This window comes from Occultella aeris (assembly GCF_902703175.1).
Taxonomy (GTDB): Bacteria; Actinomycetota; Actinomycetes; order Actinomycetales; family Beutenbergiaceae; genus Occultella; species Occultella aeris.
Genome location: NZ_CACRYJ010000060.1, coordinates 46,070 through 63,653 on the forward strand (window position 1 = coordinate 46,070; position 17,584 = coordinate 63,653).

General features: G+C 72.0%; 17 protein-coding genes. 7 read left to right on the forward strand and 10 right to left on the reverse strand.

Annotation, left to right across the window (positions count from 1 at the left end; all coding sequences use genetic code 11):
- Positions 1-34: 34 nt before the first annotated feature.
- The gene (locus HALOF300_RS21240) at positions 35-553 is read left to right on the forward strand and encodes a gamma carbonic anhydrase family protein (RefSeq protein WP_156742894.1); all 519 of its coding nucleotides are present in this window, start codon (positions 35-37) and stop codon (positions 551-553) included.
- Positions 554-570: 17 nt separating this feature from the next.
- On the opposite strand, the gene ligD is transcribed toward HALOF300_RS21240, so the two are convergent.
- From ligD to HALOF300_RS21280, 7 genes are all read right to left on the reverse strand, one after another.
- Positions 571-1,587: a non-homologous end-joining DNA ligase gene (gene ligD / locus HALOF300_RS21245; RefSeq protein ID WP_156742895.1), complete on the reverse strand. Its 1,017-nt coding sequence runs from the start codon at positions 1,585-1,587 to the stop codon at positions 571-573.
- 10 nt (positions 1,588-1,597) lie between these two features.
- Positions 1,598-2,722 carry a hypothetical protein gene (locus HALOF300_RS21250; protein ID WP_156742896.1) on the reverse strand — a complete coding sequence of 375 codons (1,125 nt, stop codon included), beginning with the start codon at positions 2,720-2,722 and terminating at the stop codon, positions 1,598-1,600.
- A gap of 145 nt (positions 2,723-2,867) precedes the next feature.
- The gene (locus HALOF300_RS27115; protein WP_197522735.1) at positions 2,868-4,910 is read right to left on the reverse strand and encodes an aminotransferase class I/II-fold pyridoxal phosphate-dependent enzyme; all 2,043 of its coding nucleotides are present in this window, start codon (positions 4,908-4,910) and stop codon (positions 2,868-2,870) included.
- Positions 4,907-5,635 (reverse strand): DedA family protein, encoded by a 729-nt coding sequence (locus HALOF300_RS21265; RefSeq protein WP_197522736.1) that lies wholly within the window; start codon positions 5,633-5,635, stop codon positions 4,907-4,909. The genes HALOF300_RS27115 and HALOF300_RS21265 overlap by 4 nt, the downstream gene beginning before the upstream one ends.
- 137 nt (positions 5,636-5,772) lie before the next feature.
- A complete protein-coding gene (locus HALOF300_RS21270; RefSeq protein WP_197522737.1) occupies positions 5,773-6,348 on the reverse strand; it encodes a DinB family protein in 576 nt (191 codons plus the stop codon).
- A gap of 62 nt (positions 6,349-6,410) precedes the next feature.
- On the reverse strand, positions 6,411-7,166 hold the full coding sequence (locus HALOF300_RS21275; protein ID WP_156742897.1) for a VOC family protein: 756 nt from the start codon (positions 7,164-7,166) through the stop codon (positions 6,411-6,413).
- The gene (locus HALOF300_RS21280; RefSeq protein WP_156742898.1) at positions 7,163-7,318 is read right to left on the reverse strand and encodes a ribbon-helix-helix domain-containing protein; all 156 of its coding nucleotides are present in this window, start codon (positions 7,316-7,318) and stop codon (positions 7,163-7,165) included. The genes HALOF300_RS21275 and HALOF300_RS21280 overlap by 4 nt, the downstream gene beginning before the upstream one ends.
- Before the next feature lie 213 nt (positions 7,319-7,531).
- Here HALOF300_RS21280 and pheS point away from each other — a divergent pair, with 213 nt between their 5' ends.
- The 3 genes from pheS to HALOF300_RS21295 all read left to right on the forward strand — a co-directional run bounded on the left by pheS (position 7,532) and on the right by HALOF300_RS21295 (position 11,771).
- Positions 7,532-8,581 carry a phenylalanine--tRNA ligase subunit alpha gene (gene pheS / locus HALOF300_RS21285; RefSeq protein ID WP_156742899.1) on the forward strand — a complete coding sequence of 350 codons (1,050 nt, stop codon included), beginning with the start codon at positions 7,532-7,534 and terminating at the stop codon, positions 8,579-8,581.
- A complete protein-coding gene (gene pheT, locus HALOF300_RS21290; RefSeq protein WP_156742900.1) occupies positions 8,581-11,124 on the forward strand; it encodes a phenylalanine--tRNA ligase subunit beta in 2,544 nt (847 codons plus the stop codon). Before pheS ends, pheT begins: the two co-directional genes overlap by 1 nt.
- Before the next feature lie 110 nt (positions 11,125-11,234).
- Positions 11,235-11,771: a flavodoxin domain-containing protein gene (locus HALOF300_RS21295; RefSeq protein WP_197522738.1), complete on the forward strand. Its 537-nt coding sequence runs from the start codon at positions 11,235-11,237 to the stop codon at positions 11,769-11,771.
- A gap of 43 nt (positions 11,772-11,814) precedes the next feature.
- Here the strand turns inward: HALOF300_RS21295 and HALOF300_RS21300 are convergent, their stop codons facing one another.
- From HALOF300_RS21300 to HALOF300_RS21310, 3 genes are read right to left on the reverse strand one after another with little or no spacing between them, the layout of a single operon-like run.
- Entirely contained in the window at positions 11,815-12,585 is a 771-nt protein-coding gene (locus HALOF300_RS21300) for an alpha/beta fold hydrolase (RefSeq protein ID WP_156742902.1), read from the reverse strand.
- Positions 12,585-13,106 (reverse strand): PadR family transcriptional regulator, encoded by a 522-nt coding sequence (locus HALOF300_RS21305; RefSeq protein ID WP_156742903.1) that lies wholly within the window; start codon positions 13,104-13,106, stop codon positions 12,585-12,587. The genes HALOF300_RS21300 and HALOF300_RS21305 overlap by 1 nt, the downstream gene beginning before the upstream one ends.
- Positions 13,107-13,145: 39 nt before the next feature.
- A complete protein-coding gene (locus HALOF300_RS21310) occupies positions 13,146-14,132 on the reverse strand; it encodes a quinone oxidoreductase family protein (RefSeq protein ID WP_156742904.1) in 987 nt (328 codons plus the stop codon).
- Between the two features lie 109 nt (positions 14,133-14,241).
- On the opposite strand from HALOF300_RS21310, the gene HALOF300_RS21315 reads away from it, so the two are divergent.
- From HALOF300_RS21315 to HALOF300_RS21325, 3 genes are read left to right on the forward strand one after another with little or no spacing between them, the layout of a single operon-like run.
- Complete coding sequence (locus HALOF300_RS21315) at positions 14,242-15,603, forward strand: acyltransferase family protein (protein ID WP_156742905.1); 1,362 nt, start codon at positions 14,242-14,244, stop codon at positions 15,601-15,603.
- Positions 15,600-16,892 carry a sensor histidine kinase gene (locus HALOF300_RS21320; RefSeq protein ID WP_156742906.1) on the forward strand — a complete coding sequence of 431 codons (1,293 nt, stop codon included), beginning with the start codon at positions 15,600-15,602 and terminating at the stop codon, positions 16,890-16,892. Before HALOF300_RS21315 ends, HALOF300_RS21320 begins: the two co-directional genes overlap by 4 nt.
- Before the next feature lie 31 nt (positions 16,893-16,923).
- Positions 16,924-17,580 (forward strand): response regulator transcription factor, encoded by a 657-nt coding sequence (locus HALOF300_RS21325; protein WP_156742907.1) that lies wholly within the window; start codon positions 16,924-16,926, stop codon positions 17,578-17,580.
- Positions 17,581-17,584: the final 4 nt, after the last annotated feature.

The following is a 17,584-nucleotide window of genomic DNA, read 5'->3' on the forward strand; positions in this document are numbered from 1 at the left end:
CCTGCCCGTCCCACGGCCGGAGTACGGTGCCGGGATGGCCCACCTCGTCCCGCTCGATGGCGTCCACCCCGAGATCGACCCGACCGCGTTCGTGGCGTCGACCGCGACTCTGATCGGAGACGTGCGGATCGGCGCGCGGACCGGCGTGTTCTACGGCGCGGTCGTTCGTGGCGACCTGGCACCGATCCGGATCGGCTCGGGCACCAATCTCCAGGACAACGTGGTGGTGCATGCCGACCCGGACTTTCCGGCGACCATCGGTGACGGAGTGACCGTCGGTCACGCCGCCGTGGTGCACGGATGCACCGTCGAGGACGGCTGCCTCATCGGCATGAGTGCGACCGTCATGAACGGGGCCGTGATCGGTGCCGGCTCACTGGTGGCCGCCGGTGCCCTGGTGTTGGAGGGGACAGTGGTACCGCCGCACTCGCTCGTTGCTGGTGTGCCGGCGAAGGTCCGCCGCGAACTCACCGATGACGAGATCGCCGGGCTCGAGGGGAGCGCCTCGCGGTACGCGGAGATCTCCCGCCGACACCGGGGTGCCGCCTCCTAGCCGAGGTCAGGCCCTGCTCAGCCCTCCATCTTCTTGCGGGAGGGCTGCACCCGGGGCGGCTCGCCCGGCATCTTCGGGTACTCGGGCGGGAACGGCATCTCACCGAGGCCGTTCCCGACGTCGGTGTCCCAGAGGCCGAGTGCGGACTCGAACGTGCCGACGGCGTCGTCGATCCCGGCCCACGCGTCGCCGTGGTCCTCGAGCAGACCCGGCACCGTCAGCACGGTGAAGTCCGCGGTGCTGACTTCGGACAGTTCCTCCCACCGCACCGGCATGGAGACCGGAGCGCCGGGAAGGGGCCGGGGGGAGTAGGCCGCGGCGATGGTGCGGTCGCGGTTCGCCTGGTTGAAGTCGACGAAGATCTTCTCCCCGCGCTCCTCCTTCCACCAGGCGGTGGTGACCAGTTCTGGCAGGCGCCGCTCCAGTTCCCGGGCAATCCCGATGACGCCGTGCCGCACCTCCAGGAACTCGTGATCGGGGGTGACCCGGGCATACACGTGCAGCCCGCGGTTCCCGCTCGTCTTGACCCACGGGGTCAGCCCGAGCTCGGTCATCAGGTCCCGCAGGGCGAACGCCGCCGTGACGACGTCGGCGAAGGACCGGCCGGGCTGCGGGTCCAGGTCGATGCGGATCTCGTCGGGATTGTCGGCGTTCGCGGTGCGCACCGGCCAGGGGTGGAACGTGACCGTGTTCATCTGCACTGCCCACACGGCGGTGGCGATCTCGTCGATGACCAGCTGCGGGTGCTGGCGCCCGGAAGGGTAGGTGCAGATCACGGTGCGAGCCCACTCCGGGGCACCCTTGGGAGGGTTCTTGGAGAAGAACTCCTCCCCGTCGGTGCCCTGCGGGAACCGCTGCAGGGTCACCGGCCGGTCGCCGACCGCCCGCAGGAAACCATCGGCCACGGCGGCGAGGTAGCGCGCCAGGTCCCACTTCGTGATGCCCGGCCACATCTCGCGATCGGGCGAGGAGATGCGCACGGAGCGCGCACCGTCTCCTCCGGGCAGGTCCAGGTGTTTCGCCGTCGTGGCCATGGCTGCGAGCCTAGAGGTCTGCCCCGACACGAGCCAGGTCAGCGGGCCGGTCGATCCCGTACCGGTGCCCCGCGTAGCCCCAGACCGCCAGGGCGAGCATCGGGCCCCAGAACCAGGCGGGGAACACCACGGCGCCGGCGATGCCGATCATGCCCAACACCGGGATCGCGACGCCGCAGAGCATGAGCGCGATGGTGGCCCCGGGAATGATGGCGAACAGCGGCGGGACCGGTTGTCCGGCGCGTACCGGGAACCAGCGCGGGAACACTTCGCCCCAGCGGGCGATGAGCCCGAGGGTGAGGATGAACCCGAGCCACGCGCCCGAACTGAGCAGCAGACCCTGCAGGCGGACCGCCGGGTCGAGCGCCTGCTCGCTGCCGAGCTGGGGCCAGGGGGTCAGCCACGTGAGACGGATCAGTGCGTAGGGCAACGGTCCGAGCGCAGCCAGCGCCGTGAACAGCCGGCGGTACCTGGTCACCCACGCCGTCGCCCGCCGTAGCGAGCCGGTGCGCGACCATCGGGACACCAGCACACCCGCCCAGGCCACGCCGCAGCCAAGGGTGAGCAGCACCGCCAGGATCGACCAGGTCTGCGCCAGCAGCGCCGGGAAGATGAAGCCGGCGTAGGTGGCGACCACATCTCGGCCGATGATGATCAGGACCACCACTGCCACGGCCACGAGGGCCACCACGATCCGCGCGGCAGGCCGGGTCCGGAACACCTGGATGCCGAGGCCGACCAGGATCAGCGGCACCAGGAGGGAGACCAGGTACCCGAACGTGCTCAGTGTGCCGCTGCCCTGGGCAAGCACCGCGAACGCCACGACCTGGATCACCGCGACCGGTCCGACGACCCGTGCGAGCACCCGCTGGTGCGGGAAGACCAGATGCAGCAGGGCCACCAGCCCTCCGACCGCGGCGAGGGCGCACAACGATGCCGTCAGGTCGGGCCCGGGGAGCCAGGCTCGGGCCAGCGCGCCGTCGGGCAGGAGGAAGGCGTTCAGGTCCGGACGAAGCAGCAGCCAGCCAGTGAGCAGCGCGACCACGAGGGAGGACAGCAACGCCCAACGGGTCGGCCGGTCGGGGGCGGGAGGCGTCGTCGCCCGCGCCGTGGTGGGAGGTGAGGTCTGAGACATGAGGAGCCCTTTCGATCGTGTGCTTCCACGATCGGGGCTCCCTGGGTCGTGCGAACTCCCTCACCCGGGGGAGCGGAGTGCCCCGGGTGAGGGAGATCGGAACAGGCAAGGGTGAGGAACGGCAGGCGAACCTCGGCGGTACGTCCTAGCCGGGCAGGGAGGCGTACGCCTGCGCGAGCCGGGTGACGCCCTCGTCGATCTCGTCCGGCGTGACGCCCGAATAGGCGATCCGGATCGAGTTCTTCGCGCCGTCGAGCAGGAAGTCGCTGCCCTTGACGATGGCGAGACCACGCGCGCCGGCGGCGTCGAACAGGGCGTCGCCGTCGGTGCCCTCCGGGAACTCCACCCAGAGGAAGTAGCCGCCCTCGGGGTCCACGAACCTCGCGTCCGGGAGCTGGGCGCGCAGTCCGCCGGCCAGTCGCGCGGCGCGCTCGGCGAGGGCTGCCTTGACCGTGGCGATCGAGGTCTCGAAGGACCCGCCGCGCACGAACTCGTTCACGATGGACTGGGCGACCATGTTCGGCGAGATGTAGGTGCCGGTGGCGAGCCTGGCGATCTTGGCGATCAGCTCCTCGTCACCGACGAGGTAACCGACTCGGATGCCCGGGCAGACCGTCTTGGAGAAGGACGACGCGTAGACGACCTCGCCGGAGGTGGACAGGGACAGCATCGTGGGCTGGGTCTCGCCGGAGAACCGGAGTTCCACATACGGGTCGTCCTCGAAGATCGTGACGTCGTACTCGCGGGCCAGCGCCACCAGGGCGCGGCGCTTGTCGCCGGACAGGGAGTACCCGGCCGGGTTCTGGAAGTTCGGGATGAGGTGGGCCAGGCGTACGTCGGTGCCGCCGGCGAGCAGGTCGGCGAACGCGCGCACGTTGACGCCGTCCTCCTCGAGCTCGAGCGCGCGCAGGTCCGCCTGTCGGCCCTTGAGGGAGAGCAGGGTGCGGTCGTAGGAGGGGCGCTCCACCACGACGGTGTCACCGGCTGAGACGAGCGTCTCGAACAGGAACGCGTCCGCCTGCATCGACCCGTTCGTGACCAGCACCTGGTCCTCGGTCACCCCGTGCCGCTCGGCGATCCAGGCGCGCAACGGCTTGTAGCCAACGGAGGTGCCGTAGGCGAAGGTGCCGGCCGGGTCGTTGGTGAACGCACGATCGGCGGCGGCGCGAAGGCCCTCGGTGTCGATGATGTCGAGGGAGGGGGCGCCGCGGGCGAACGAGATGGGGGCGGGTTCGGTGGCCATGACGCCCAGCGTAGTTGCCGGGCGCGGCGCGTCGCGAACCCGTCTCGCAGCGCGGCCGGGCCCGCCCTGGGCGGGCCGACGGTCTGCCCACCCCAGCGCGCCCGGGTGCCGGACGGACTCCGTCGCCACCGTGGCCGCGCTCGCCAGTGCCTGTAGCCACGGTGCGCCGGAGGCGATCGCGTGGGCGAGCGCACCGTGCAGCACGTCACCGGCGCCGAGGGTGTCCACGACCTCCGCCGCCGGAACGTGGGGGACCTCGAGACGGTGCCGGACGCCGTCGAGCAGGCATTCGATCGCGTCGGCGCCGTGGCTCTGAGCGACGACGGCCGGCCCGTACGTGGCGACGACGTCGAGCAGCCCTGCGGCGGTTCGCGGGTCGGCGTCGCCGAGCCGGAAGTCCGCGGACAGCACGGCGGCGTCCAGGTGCGTCAACAGCGTGGGCAGGCCCGGCTTGTCCGAGCCGCCGTCGAGCAGGGTCGGCACGCCGCGGGCGCGGGCCGCCGCGCACAGCGCGACGGACGCCGCCATCAGGTGAGCGTCGACGAGGACGCACCCGACGCCGTCGAGCACCGACTCGTCCGGGGCGCGCAGCATCCGGGCGCCGTCGTGGTTGGTGGAGGCCACGGCCCGCTCACCCGTGGCCTCGGTGACCAGCACGGTGGAGACCGGCGGGGCGCCGTCGTCGGTCGCGAGGTCGACGACCTCGACGCCGCCGGCCGCGAGCTCGTGGCGGGCCAGGTCGCCGAGCGTGGAGGCACCGAGCGCGGTGACAAGCGTGGCCCGCCCGCCCAGGGCCGCGACGGTGAGCGCCGCGTTCGCCGCCGGTCCGCCGACGTGGACCCGCGTGGCGCGGGCGACCACCTTCTGGTTCGTGGTCGGGACGGCTGTGACCACCTGGGTCACGTCGATCGTCGTCAGGCCGCAGCAGACGACGGCGGCGCTCACCTCGTGGGGTCCTCGACGTCCTTGTCCGTGGTGGCGCCGGCGCCGGCGGTGTCACCCTCGCGGGCCAGCCGGGCGCGCTTGCGCAGGCGGACGATGACGAACCAGACGATCAGGCCGGCGATGGCGATCAGCACCAGGTTCGAGATGACCCCGCTCCACTGTTCGAGGACCGGCTTGATCGCGGGCCCGAACGCGTAGCCCAGCCCGATCCAGATGCCGTTCCAGAGCAGCGACCCGGCGAACGTGTACAGCGAGAACTTCCACAGGTTCATCCGCTCGATCCCGGCCGGGATGGAGATGAACGAGCGCACCAGTGGCACGCACCGGCCGGTGAACACCGCCACGCCGCCCCAGCGGGAGAAGAACTTCTCGGCCTTGTCGAAGTCGGCGACCTCCACGAGCGGCATCTTCTCGAAGATCCAGCGGGTCCGGTTCCGGCCCAGTGCGGCGCCGAGGCCGTACCAGATCCAGCCGCCGATCAGGCCGGCCAGGGTCGCGGCGACCAGGGCCCCCCAGAAGCTCATCCGGCCCTCGTAGGCGAGGAAACCCGCGCCGGGCAGGATCGCCTCGGACGGGATCGGCGGGAAGAACGTCTCGATCAGCACCGCGAGCCCCACACCGACCTCGCCCGCGATCGTCATCAGGGAGAGCACCCACCCGATGAACCCGTCGTACTCGGTGGCGGGGTCGACTGCCTGCATGGGCAGGTGGTGCAGCGCGGGCATGGAGCTCCTCGAGGATCGGGCGGCGACGGGACGGCTGGTGCGGTGATCGCCCTTGACCCCTCAAGGTTCTCACGCGTGCGCGCAGCACCGCCTCACACCCTGGTGGGACGTGCGCGTACGACTGGTGGGCGAGCGGGCTACTGCCCGACGCGCCCGTCGATCCGTTCCCTGATCAGGTCTGCGTGCCCGCAGTGCCGGGCGTACTCCTCGATCATGTGGATCAGGACCCGCCGCAACGGGGTCTGCCCGTCCGCCCCGATCCAGCCGAGGTCCGCATGGGCGGCGACGAACGCCTCGGAGTTCGCCACCTCGGCACGCCAGGTGGCCCAGGCCTCCTCGACCACCGCCGGATCGGCGGCGGCGCCGCTGAACTCGGTGTCGACGCCGTCGACCAGGTAGGGAGCCGGTACCTCCTCGCCGGCGAGGACGCGACGGAACCAGCTCCGCTCGACGCCTGCGAGGTGGCGCACCAGGCCCAGCAGGGACAGATCCGACGGCGGTACCGACGCTTTCGCGAGACCGGCCGGGTCGAGGCCGGAGCACTTCATCTCGAGGGTGAGGCGGTAGTCGCTGAGGAAGCCGAGCAGCATGGCGCGCTCGGTGTTCTCGAAGGCGCCGTCCAGGCGCGGATCCTCGTCCTCGGGCACCCACATGTCCCACCAACCGAACCTCCGCTCGGGGAGTTCCTGACCTGCCTCGTCGACCGTGACCATGGCTCGACACTGCTCCCGGCCCCCGGGTTCGGCAAGTCAATTTCGGGCGAGGACTCGCCGTGTCAGCCCAGCCGCTGGTACCCGTACAGGTCCTCCTGGGTCTGGTTCACCCAGATCCGGGTGCGCAGGTCGTCGGGGGAGTCCGGGTTGGCGATCCGCAGGGACAGGCCGTAGCTCTCGTCGACCACGTCCGCCACGATGCCCGCGTCGCCCACGCGCTCGGCGAGGGCCCGTACGTCCGGATGCTCGAAGGAGAGCACGGCACCGGTCCGGGCGTCGCCGTGGACGGCCAGCAGCCCACCGCCTGGCGCGGACAGGTCGACCCACTCGCCCGAGTCGGACCGGATCCGGGCGCTCAGACCGAGTGCCGTCAGCACGCGCGCGCCGCCCGGGACGTCCTTGGTGTACCAGAGTGGGAGCACCTCGGCCGGGGCGAGGTCGCCCGACGCGGACCCGGCGACCCGGCCGAGCAGGTCCGAGTCCTCGTCCAGGTACACGTGCTGGCCGTCGGCCGCGCTCACCCTGGCGAAGCGGCCGAAGTCCTCGGCGGTCACGCGCGCAGTCAGGCCGAGCTCGATCAGCCCCGGCGTCACGGCGCGCAGCGCCCCGTCCAGGTCCGCCACCACGAACCGCAGCTCCGTCCGGCCGACCGCGGGATCGCCGTCGGGCAGGCCGTGGATGGCGACCCCACCGCCGGCGACGGCGAACAACTGCCAGTCGCCATCGTCGCGCACGCGCTCGCCACCGAGCGCGGTGATCAGGGCGAACCAGTCCTCGGTGTGCGCGGTGTACTGGATCGGGCGGACGCGCAGGCTCATCGGTCGTGCTCCTTCAGGTAGGTCTCCAGCGCGCGCTGGACGAACGCGGACAGGCTCAGGCCGTCGTCGATCGAGCGGTGCTTGACCGCCCGGATCAGCTCCGGCGGAAGGTAGACGTTGAACTGGGCCTTCGTGGCCTTCTCGTCTGTCATGCGAGAATGCTAGCAATCTATCGGTGGCCGATTGGAGACGAACATGGGCCCCCTCGCGGGCGGAACGGTCGGTGTGCCACCATGGGCCCATGCTCATGCGTCGATTTAGCCGGCCCGCCTTCGGGCCGGCGCGCGCCATCTGAGCCGAGCCATCACGCCCGGGGCGGGCGCATCTACACTCCCAGTGGTCCCCACACGCCCCGGAAGGTTCGCATGCCCACCCCCGAAACACCCTCCCCGCTCGATGCCGATGCCATCGGCGCGGCGCTGACCGCGGCCCTCGACGCCGTCGCCGGCGCCGACTCCCTGGACGCGCTCAAGGACGTACGTCTGGCCCACACCGGGGACAAGAGCCCACTTGCCCTGGCCAACCGCGCGATCGGCGCTCTCGCGCCGGCGGACAAGGCCACCGCGGGCAAGCTCGTCGGTTCCTCGCGTGGCCGCCTGAACGCCGCGATCGCCGCCCGCCAGGTCGAGCTCGAGGCCGAGCGCGACGAGCAGGTGCTGCGCACCGAGGCCGTCGACGTGACGATCCCCGTCGACCGCGCCCCGCTCGGCGCCCGGCACCCGCTGGACTCCCTGATGGACGAGGTCGCCGACTTCTTCGTGGGGATGGGCTGGGAGATCGCCGAGGGCCCGGAGCTCGAGCACGAATGGTTCAACTTCGACGCGCTGAACTTCGGCCCGGACCACCCGGCCCGGCAGATGCAGGACACCTTCTTCGTCGATCCCGCCAGCGCCGCCGAGCATCTCGTGCTGCGCACGCACACCTCTCCGGTGCAGGCTCGGACCCTGCTCACCCGGGACCTGCCCGTGTACATCGCATGCCCGGGCAAGGTGTTCCGCACCGACGAGCTCGACGCCACGCACACCCCCGTGTTCCACCAGATCGAGGGCCTGGCGGTTGACAAGGGCCTGACCATGGCGCACCTGACCGGGATCCTCGACCACTTCGCCCGGGCCATGTTCGGTCCCGACGCGAAGACCCGGCTGCGCCCCTCGTTCTTCCCGTTCACCGAGCCGAGCGCCGAGATGGACCTGTGGTTCCCGGCGAAGAAGGGCGGCGCCGGCTGGATCGAGTGGGGCGGCTGCGGAATGGTCAACCCGAACGTGCTGCGGGCCTGCGGCGTCGACCCGGACGTCTACTCCGGGTTCGCGTTCGGGATGGGCATCGAGCGCGCCCTGATGCTGCGCCACGACATCACGGACATGCACGACATCATCGAGGGCGATATCCGCTTCTCCCAGGAAGGACAGCGCTGATGCCGTACGTCGTGCCGAGCTGGCTCCGCGACCACGTCGAGATCCCCGTGGGCACCACGGCCGCGCAGATGGCCGCGGACCTGGTCCGGGTCGGGCTCGAGGAGGAGGCGGTGCACGCCGCCGGTGTCACCGGCCCGCTCGTGGTCGGCCGGGTCCTCGAGGCGATCCCCGAGACGCAGAAGAACGGCAAGACCATCAACTGGTGCCAGGTCGACGTCGGCGCCCACAATAACGCCGACGGGTCACCGCGCGGGATCGTCTGCGGTGCGCACAACTTCACCGCGGGTGACGACGTGGTGGTGGCTCTGCCCGGCGCCGTGCTGCCCGGGGACTTCGCCATCGCGGCCCGCAAGACCTACGGCCACGTCTCGGACGGGATGATCTGCTCCGAGAGCGAGCTCGGGCTGGGCGAGGGGCACGAGGGCATCATCGTGCTCGAGGACGCACCGGCGCCGGGTACCGACGCGATCGAGCTGCTCGGCCTCGGCGAGGAGATCCTCGAGATCAACGTCACCCCGGACCGCGGCTACTGCTTCAGCGTGCGCGGCGTGGCCCGTGAGTACGCGCACGCCACCGGCGCGGCCTTCACCGACCACGGCCTCGCGACGGCGGACCTGCCGTCCGCGAACAAGGACGGGTTCGCCGTCGAGATCGCCGACGACGCACCGATCCACGGTGTGCCGGGCGCGGACCGTTTCGTCGCGCGGATCGTCCGGGGCATCGACGCAGGCGCGCCGACGCCGGACTGGATGGCCACCCGGCTGCGTCAGGCGGGCATGCGTCCGATCTCCCTGGCCGTGGACATCACGAACTACGTGATGCTCGACCTCGGTCAGCCGCTGCACGCCTACGACCTGGCCACCCTCGCTGCACCGATCGTGGTGCGCCGGGCCCGGGCCGGGGAGAAGCTCACCACCCTGGACGACGTCACGCGCACCCTGGACTCCGAGGACCTGCTGATCACGGACTCCCCGGACTCCTCGGGCACCGTCGGCTCGCGGATCCTCGGCATCGCCGGGGTGATGGGCGGCGCCGACACCGAGGTGACGGACGCGACCACGGACGTGCTCATCGAGGCGGCGCACTTCGACCAGATCTCGGTGGCCCGCAGCGCCCGCCGGCACAAGCTGCCCAGTGAGGCCGCCAAGCGGTTCGAGCGCGGCGTGGACACCGCGCTGCAGGCGGTCGCCGCGCAGCGCGTCGTCGACCTGCTCGTGCAGTTCGCGGGCGGCGCGCCGGATGCCGGGGTCACCGACCTCGACCGGACGACGGCGCCCGGACCGATCGCGATCGACGCCGGCCTGCCGGGTCGGCTGGCCGGCGTGGCGTACGCGACCGGGACGGTCGTCTCCACCCTCGAGTCCCTCGGTGCCCGGGTGGTCGCCGACGGCGACGCGCTGGTGGTCACCCCGCCCACGTGGCGGCCCGACCTGACCGAGCCGGCCGACCTGGTCGAGGAGGTCGTGCGCCTGCAGGGGTACGACCGTGTGCCCTCGGTGCTGCCGCCGGCGCCCCCGGGCGGACGCGGGCTGAGCCGCACGCAGCGGCGACGCCGCCGGGTGGCGAACCTGCTCGCGGACTCCGGGCTCACCCAGGTGCTCACGTACCCGTTCATCGCAGCCTCCCGTCACGACGACCTCGCAATGCCGGCAGCGGACCCACGGCGCCGGTCGGTCCGGCTGGCCAACCCGCTCTCGGAGACGATGCCGTACCTGCGCACGTCCCTGCTGGACACCCTGACCGACGCCGCGGCGCGCAATATCGGCCGCGGGCTCACGGACGTCGCGATCTACGAGATCGGCCTGGTCACCCGACCCGACGGGGCGAGCCACGACTCGCCGCTGCCGCCCACCGGGTTGCGCCCGAGCGACGCGGACCTGGACGCGATCCGGGCCGCGGTGCCCGCGCAGCCATTGCGGGTGGCGGGCATCCTGGCCGGCAACATCGTCGCTCCGGGCGTCTACACCAGCGCCCGGCGTGCCGACCACGCCGACGCCATCGCCCTGGTGCACCGGATCGCCCAAGCGGTGGACGTCACGCCTGTCGTCGAGGCGGACACCGAGCACCTGCCGTGGCACCCCGGCCGGTGCGCAAGGTTCATGACGGCCGACGGCGTCCTGCTGGGCCACGCGGGCGAGCTCGCCCCGAAGGTCACGGCCGCCCTCGGCCTGCCGGCCCGCACGGTCGCGTTCGAGGTGGACCTGGACGAGCTGTTCGGTGCGGCGCCCACGGAGCCGAAGCAGGTCCCGCCGCTGTCCACGTTCCCCGCCGCGAAGGAGGACATCGCCCTCGTCGTCGATGCGGGCACGCCGGTCGCCGCCGTGCTCGCCGCCGTGCGCGAGGGAGCCGGTGAGCTGGCCGAGGAGATCCACCTCTTCGACATCTACACGGGCGAGTCCGTTGGCGAGGGCAAGGCGTCGATGGCGTTCTCGCTGCGCCTGCGCGCGGCCGACCGGACGCTCACCGCGGCCGACACCGCCGGGGTGCGCGACGCCGTCGTGGCGCTCGCGGGAGCGCGGTTGGGCGCGCAACTGCGCGGCTGAACCGAGGTTCCGGCGGCCCGGGCGAGATCGACGACGCCCGGGCCGCGACCAAGGCCATGCGAGGACCAAGGTCCCTCGATCGGCCGGATCCGGTGGCGCACCCTGGATACATGAGAGTCCTGGTAGCGATTGCATCCACCTACGGCGCCACCGCCGAGATCGGCGAGGCCATCGCCGTCGAGCTGCGTCAGGGTGGCCACCACGTCGAGGTCCGCCCGGTCGAGGCGGTGGGCCGGCTCGACCCCTACGACGGCGTCGTGCTCGGATCCGCCGTGTACATCGGCCGGATCCTGACATCGGCCCGGCAGTTCGCCGCCCGCCTCGCCGAGGAGTTCGCGCCGCGCCCGGTGTGGGTGTTCGCCTCCGGCATGAAGAGCGTCACCCCTTACCCGCTCGGCGCCGCGTTCACCTCGCCCGTACAGCCGCCGTACTTCGGCGGCCGGTACACGATCTTCGGTGGCGTCGTGGACCGCAGCAAGCTCGGCACCGCGGAGCGCTCACTGATCGGGTTCGTCGGCGCGACCCACTCCGACGAGCGCGACTTCGACCTGATCGCGGCCTGGTCCGGTGAGGTCTCGGTGCGGATGAATGCCTACACCGCCCGCCGTCGGGCGGGCGAGACGAGGTCGATCGCGACACCGGGCTGACCCGACCGGCGGTGGACCCGCTCCGCTGCCTGATCGACGGGGCTCAGGCGGGCATCAGATGCTGGTTCACCGCCCCGCTGGTCAGCCAGTCCCGCATCACCTCGTTGAAGAGTGCCGGATCCTCGGCGTTCCAGGCGTGGTGCATCCTGGGGACCCGTCGTGTGGTCACCGCACCCGAGCGGGACGTCAGTTCGGCGAACGACCGGGCCACGGTCCGCGGCTCCCGCTCGCCCGCCAGGGCGAGGAGCGGAACCTCGGAGCCCTGCAGGCCCCCGAGGTCGGCGGGCGCGACGCCGTCGTACACCTCGGTCATCATCGCGACGGCGTTCTCCGTACGGATCCCGAGCCCGGTGCTCACGAACGTGGGCACGGCGTCCCCCGGGAGGCGGAACGCCCGGGCCATCGCGTTCCAGTACCAGCGCTTGTCCCAGAGCCGTACCTGTGCCAACCCGAACCAGCGCGTCGGCCCGTGGACCCCACGCAGGGCTGCACCGGTGACCAGGGTGGAACGGACTCGCTCGGGATGGCGGGCGGTCAGGATGCTCCCCAGGATCCCGCCGAGGGAGAGCCCGACGACATGGGCGCGGCCACCGTGGGCATGCTCGCCGATGAGGTCCGCGAGCTGGTCCGCGACGTCGGCGAGCGAGGTCCAGTCCTGATCGGCCGAGGCCCCGAACCCGGGTAGGTCCGGTACCAGGCAGTGGTGGTCCGCCAGGGTGGCCACCTGCCCTTCCCACATCCAGCCCGCGACGTTCCCACCGTGCAGGAACAGCACGCTCGGGGGCGACTGCTCGTTCGTGACCGCGACGTACATCAGGTGAACTCCCGGTCCATCGTCTCGAGCCAGTCCAGTTCGGCCCGGGCGTGGGCCAGGCCGTTGCTCAGGGTGGACAGTCGCAGCCTCTCGGCGCGGGTGGTGCCTGTGCCCTCGGCCGCCGCGAGGGCGCTGAGCGTCTCCCAGGCCGTGGTCGCCGCGGTGCGGCGCTGCCCCAGCAGGTCTGCGATCGCAGCGTCGGGCAGGCGTGGGGAGAAGAACAACTTGGCGAGGAACTCGCTGCGTTCGGGCGCAGGCTCGGCCGGGGCAGTCAGCCAGCTGTCGAGCTCGTCGCGGCCGGCGTCGGTGATGTGGTGGACCCTACGGTCCGGGCGCCCCTGCTGCGGCACCACCTCCACGTCGGCCAGGCCGGAAGCCACCAGCGCGGTCAGGGTGCGGTAGATCTGCGCCTGGTCGCCGGACCAGAAGTGGTTGACGGTCTCGTCGAACGCCCTCTTGAGGTCGTAGCCGGTCAACGGGGACAGGTCGAGCAACCCCAGGACGGCATGCTTCATGCTCATGGACCTATGGGACCATGCACATATAGGACTATGCAAGCATCAGGGCAGCAGGAGCACCTTGCCGGTCGTCTCGCGGCCCTCGAGAGCGCGGTGCGCGTCCGCGGCGCGTGCCAGGGGGAACGTGGCGCCGACGCGCACGTCCAGGTCACCGCTCGCGAGGGCGCCGAACACGGCGCCGGACCGGTAGGCGAGCTCCTCCGGGTCCGCGGTGTAGTGCCCGAGCGTCGGCCGGCTGACGAACAGCGAGCCCGAGCTGTTCAGCCGCTGCAGGTCGAACGGGGGCACCTGGCCGCTGGCGCCGCCGAAGAGCACGAGCATGCCTCGGCGCCGCACGCTCGCCAGGCTCGCGTCGAAGGTGGTCCTGCCCACGCCGTCGTAGGCCACGTGTACGCCGGCGCCGCCGGTGAGGTCCCGCACGATCTGGGGGAGCTCGGTCGTGACGTCGTCGAGATCGGTGTAGCGGATCACCTCGCTGGCTCCGGCGGCCCTGGACAGCGCCTCCTTCTCGGCCGTCGACACCGTGGTGATGACCCGCGCCCCCCGGGCAACGGCGAGTTGGGTGAGCAGCAGTCCGACCCCGCCCGCGCCGGCGGTGAGCAGCACGTCCTGGCCCGGCTGCACGTCGAAGACGCCGTCGACGAGCATGTGGGCCGTCATGCCCTGCAGCGGCAACGCCGCGGCCAGGTGCGGATCGACGCCGTCGGGCACCACGATCGCCGCGTCGGCGGCGAGCAGCACCTCCTCGGCGTAGGAACCGGTGAGCGAGCTCGACCACGCGACGAGGCGGCCGGCCGAGAGGTGCGTGACGCCGTCGCCGACCGCGATCACCTCGCCGGCGCCCTCACTGCCGGGCACGAACGGGAACTGGCGCGGATACACCCCGGAGCGGACGTAGGTGTCGTAGAAGTTCACCCCGATCCCGCTGGTGCGGACCAGCACCTGTCCGGCCTGGGGCGCCGGAGCCTGGCGGTCGGTGGGCGTGAGGACGTCGGGACCGCCTGCGGCCCGGGCTTCGATCGCGAGCATGTGGCCAACCTACAACCGCCCACCCCGTCCGGAGGTAGGGAGAACCCCCGGGTCCAGATGCCGGTGGGCACCAGTGATCGCGCGCCCTGTGACGACAAGGCTGGACACCATGACCGCAACGTTTGATCCACCCGTCCTCGCCCCCGCCGCGAGCCCTCCGCCGACGCGGGACCTGTTCGTGGACGTCCTGCGCCTGTTCGCGATCGCCCTCGTGGTCGCACAGCACTGGCTGATGCCCGTGATCGACTACTCCGACGGCCACCTCGTCACCAGCAACGCCCTGACCGTCCCCGGTGGCTGGGTGGTGACCTGGATCAGCCAGGTGATGCCACTGATCTTCTTCGCCGGTGGGGCGGCCACCGCGATGAGCCTGCGCCGGCGCTCCACCGGCGCCGATCGGGCCTGGGTGGCAGCTCGACTGTTGCGCCTGGCGATCCCGGTCCTCGGGCTCGCGGCGCTCTGGCTGCCGCTGCCGCACCTGATGTTGGCCCTCGGGATGCCCGCCGAGCCGGTCTCGGTCGGTGCCCGGCTCGTGGGCGCGCTGCTGTGGTTCCTCGGCGCGTACGTCCTGATCACCCTGCTCAGCCCGGCGCTGGTGCGGCTGGCCGACGCGCTGCGTGGCCGCGAACTGATCGGCTTCGCAGCCGTCGCGATCGCGGTGGACGTGCTCCGGTTCTCCTTCGGGGCGCCGGACGTGCTCGGCTACCTGAACGTGATCGCCGTCTGGGGCGCCGTGCATCAGGTCGGCATCCACTACGGACACGGACGCCTTCGGGGCATCCGCGGGCTGCGCGCGGTCGCGCTCGGTGCCTTCGGGTTCGCCGCGGCGGCGCTGGCCGTGGGGTTCGGCCCGTACCCGCTGAGCATGGTCGGTCTGCCGGGTGACCCGATGTCCAACATGAACCCCCCGACCGCGGTGCTGCTCGCGCTCGCGGTCGGTCAGCTCGGCCTTGCGCTCGCCGTCCGCGACCAGATCGCGGCGTGGGCAGCGCGTCCGCGGGTGGCCGCCGTCGTGGGCCGGCTCTCGGGGTCTGCGATGACCGTGTACCTGTGGCACACGCCGGCACTGGTGCTGGTCGCCGGGGTCGCGGTTATCGCCCTCGGCCGCGACACCCCGGATCCGTTGAGCGCCGAGTGGTTCGACGGCGTCACCGCCTGGGTGGCCGTGCTCGGCCTGGTCCTCGCGGTGGCCATGACGGTCTTCTCACGCCTGGAGCGGGTGCGGCTGCCCCGCCTGGTCGCCACGGACGTGGGTGCCGGGCGGCTGCTCACGGCCGGGCTGCTCGTCGGTGCGGGTGTGCTGGCGCTGACCATCGGTGGATTCCGCCCCGAGACCCTTTGGGACGCCACCGGGCCCCTCGTGGCTGTCGCGTCGATCACGGCCGGGGTGCTGCTACTGCTCGCGAGTGCCGCCCGGCGCCCCGGATCGCGCTGGTCTTCGGTGGCTCGAACCGGCAAGGTGGCGTCATGACCGCGCTCGAGACCCCCATCGGCCCCGGTCCGCAAGCACCCGAGCACGTCTCGCTGCTGCGCCGCGCCGCTCGGGAGAGCGGGTACCTGCTCCTCTGCCTACCGTTCGGCATCGCCGGACTCGTCGTCTTCGTGGTCGGGATCGCGCTGGGGGTGGGCCTGCTGGTCACGCTGCTCGGCCTGCCGATCCTGGCCGGGACCCTCGCCGCGGCCCAGGGGCTCGGGAACGTCGAGCGGACGCGGCTGGCCGCACTCGGCTACCCGGTACCGGCGACCCTGCCGTTCCACACGGAGCGGAAGGGCCTGCGCCGGTTCCTGGCCAGGCTCGGCCACGGGCAGAGCTGGCTGGACCTGCTCCACGCGCTGCTGTTCTTCCCGGTCTCCCTGCTCACCTTCGTCGTCACGGTGGTCTGGTGGGTCGTCGGCGCCGGGGGCGTGCTGTACATCGTCTGGGAGCGTTACCTGCCGGACGGCGGCCGCACCGACCTCGCGGACCTGCTCGGCTACCCCGGCCAACTGGCCGACATCCTGCTGACCACGGTGCTCGGCGCCCTCCTGCTCCTGACCGCACCCTGGGTCGTGCGCGGCATGGTCGCCCTGCACAGCGGCCTCGCACGGATCACCCTCGGTGGCACGTCGTCGTCGGCCCTGCGCGCCCAGGTCGCGGAACTGACCCGCAGCCGGGCCGCCGTGGTCGGTGCCGAGGCGGATACGCTGCGCCGGATCGAGCGGGACATCCACGACGGGCCGCAGCAGCGACTGGTCCGGATGAGCATGGACCTGCAGTCCGCGCAGCGGCGGCTCGCCGCCGACGACCCGGACGCCGCCGAGCGGTTGATCGCCGAGGCGATAGGGCATGCCCAGGCGAGTCTCGACGAACTCCGCACACTCTCCCGCGGCATCGCCCCGCCCGTCCTCAGCGACCGTGGCCTGCGCGCCGCGATCGGGTCCGCCGCGGGGCAGTCACTGATCCCGGTGGAGCTGGACATCGGCCTCGACCCGGGCCAGCGGCTCGCCGCCGCCCGTGAGTCGGCAGCGTACTTCGTGGTTACCGAGTCGCTCGTGAACGCTGCCAAGCACTCCGGTGCGACGGCGGTGCGAGTGACCGTGGCGCAGCTGGACGACGGCGTGCTGCGGGTCGAGATCGCGGACGACGGCATCGGCGGCGCGCATCCGGGCAAGGGGCATGGCCTGACCGGCCTGGCCGACCGGCTCGCCGGCGTGGACGGGGTGCTGGAGGTGCACAGCCCGGACGGCGCGGGCACCCGCGTGGTCGCCACGATTCCCTGACCGGACCCGCGCTCGGCTAGGGTCGGGGACCATGCGCGTCGCCCTCGCCGAGGATTCGGTCCTGCTCCGTGAGGGCCTGATCCGGCTCCTCGAGGAGGCGGACTGCGAGGTGGTCGCCGCGGTCGGGGACGGGGACGCGCTCATCGAAGCCGTGACCGAGGCCCGGCCCGACGTGGCCGTCGTCGACGTGCGGATGCCACCCTCCTTCACCGACGAGGGCCTGCGTGCCGCACTCACCATCCGCGACCGGGTCCCGGGGACCGCCGTTCTGGTGCTGTCCCAGTACGTCGAGGAGTCCTATGCGGGGGACCTGCTCGCCACCGGCGGTGGTGTGGGCTATCTGCTCAAGGACAGGGTCGCGGACCTCGACGAGCTCTCCGACGCCCTCGAGCGCGTGGCAGCCGGTGGGACCGTGCTCGATCCCACCGTCGTCGCGCAGTTGTTCGCCGGGCGCCGGGCGCGGCCGGTGCAGCGGCTCACCGCGCGCGAGCGCGAGGTCCTCGGCCTGATGGCGCAGGGGCGCACGAACGCGGCGATCGGTCGCGCCCTGGTGATCACCCCGAAGGCTGTTGAGAAGCACGTCTCGTCGATCTTCGACAAACTCGACCTGCCGCCGTCGGGGGACGACCACCGCCGGGTGCTGGCCGTGCTCACCTGGCTGCGCGAAGGGGACTCCCCGGCATCCTGAGCCG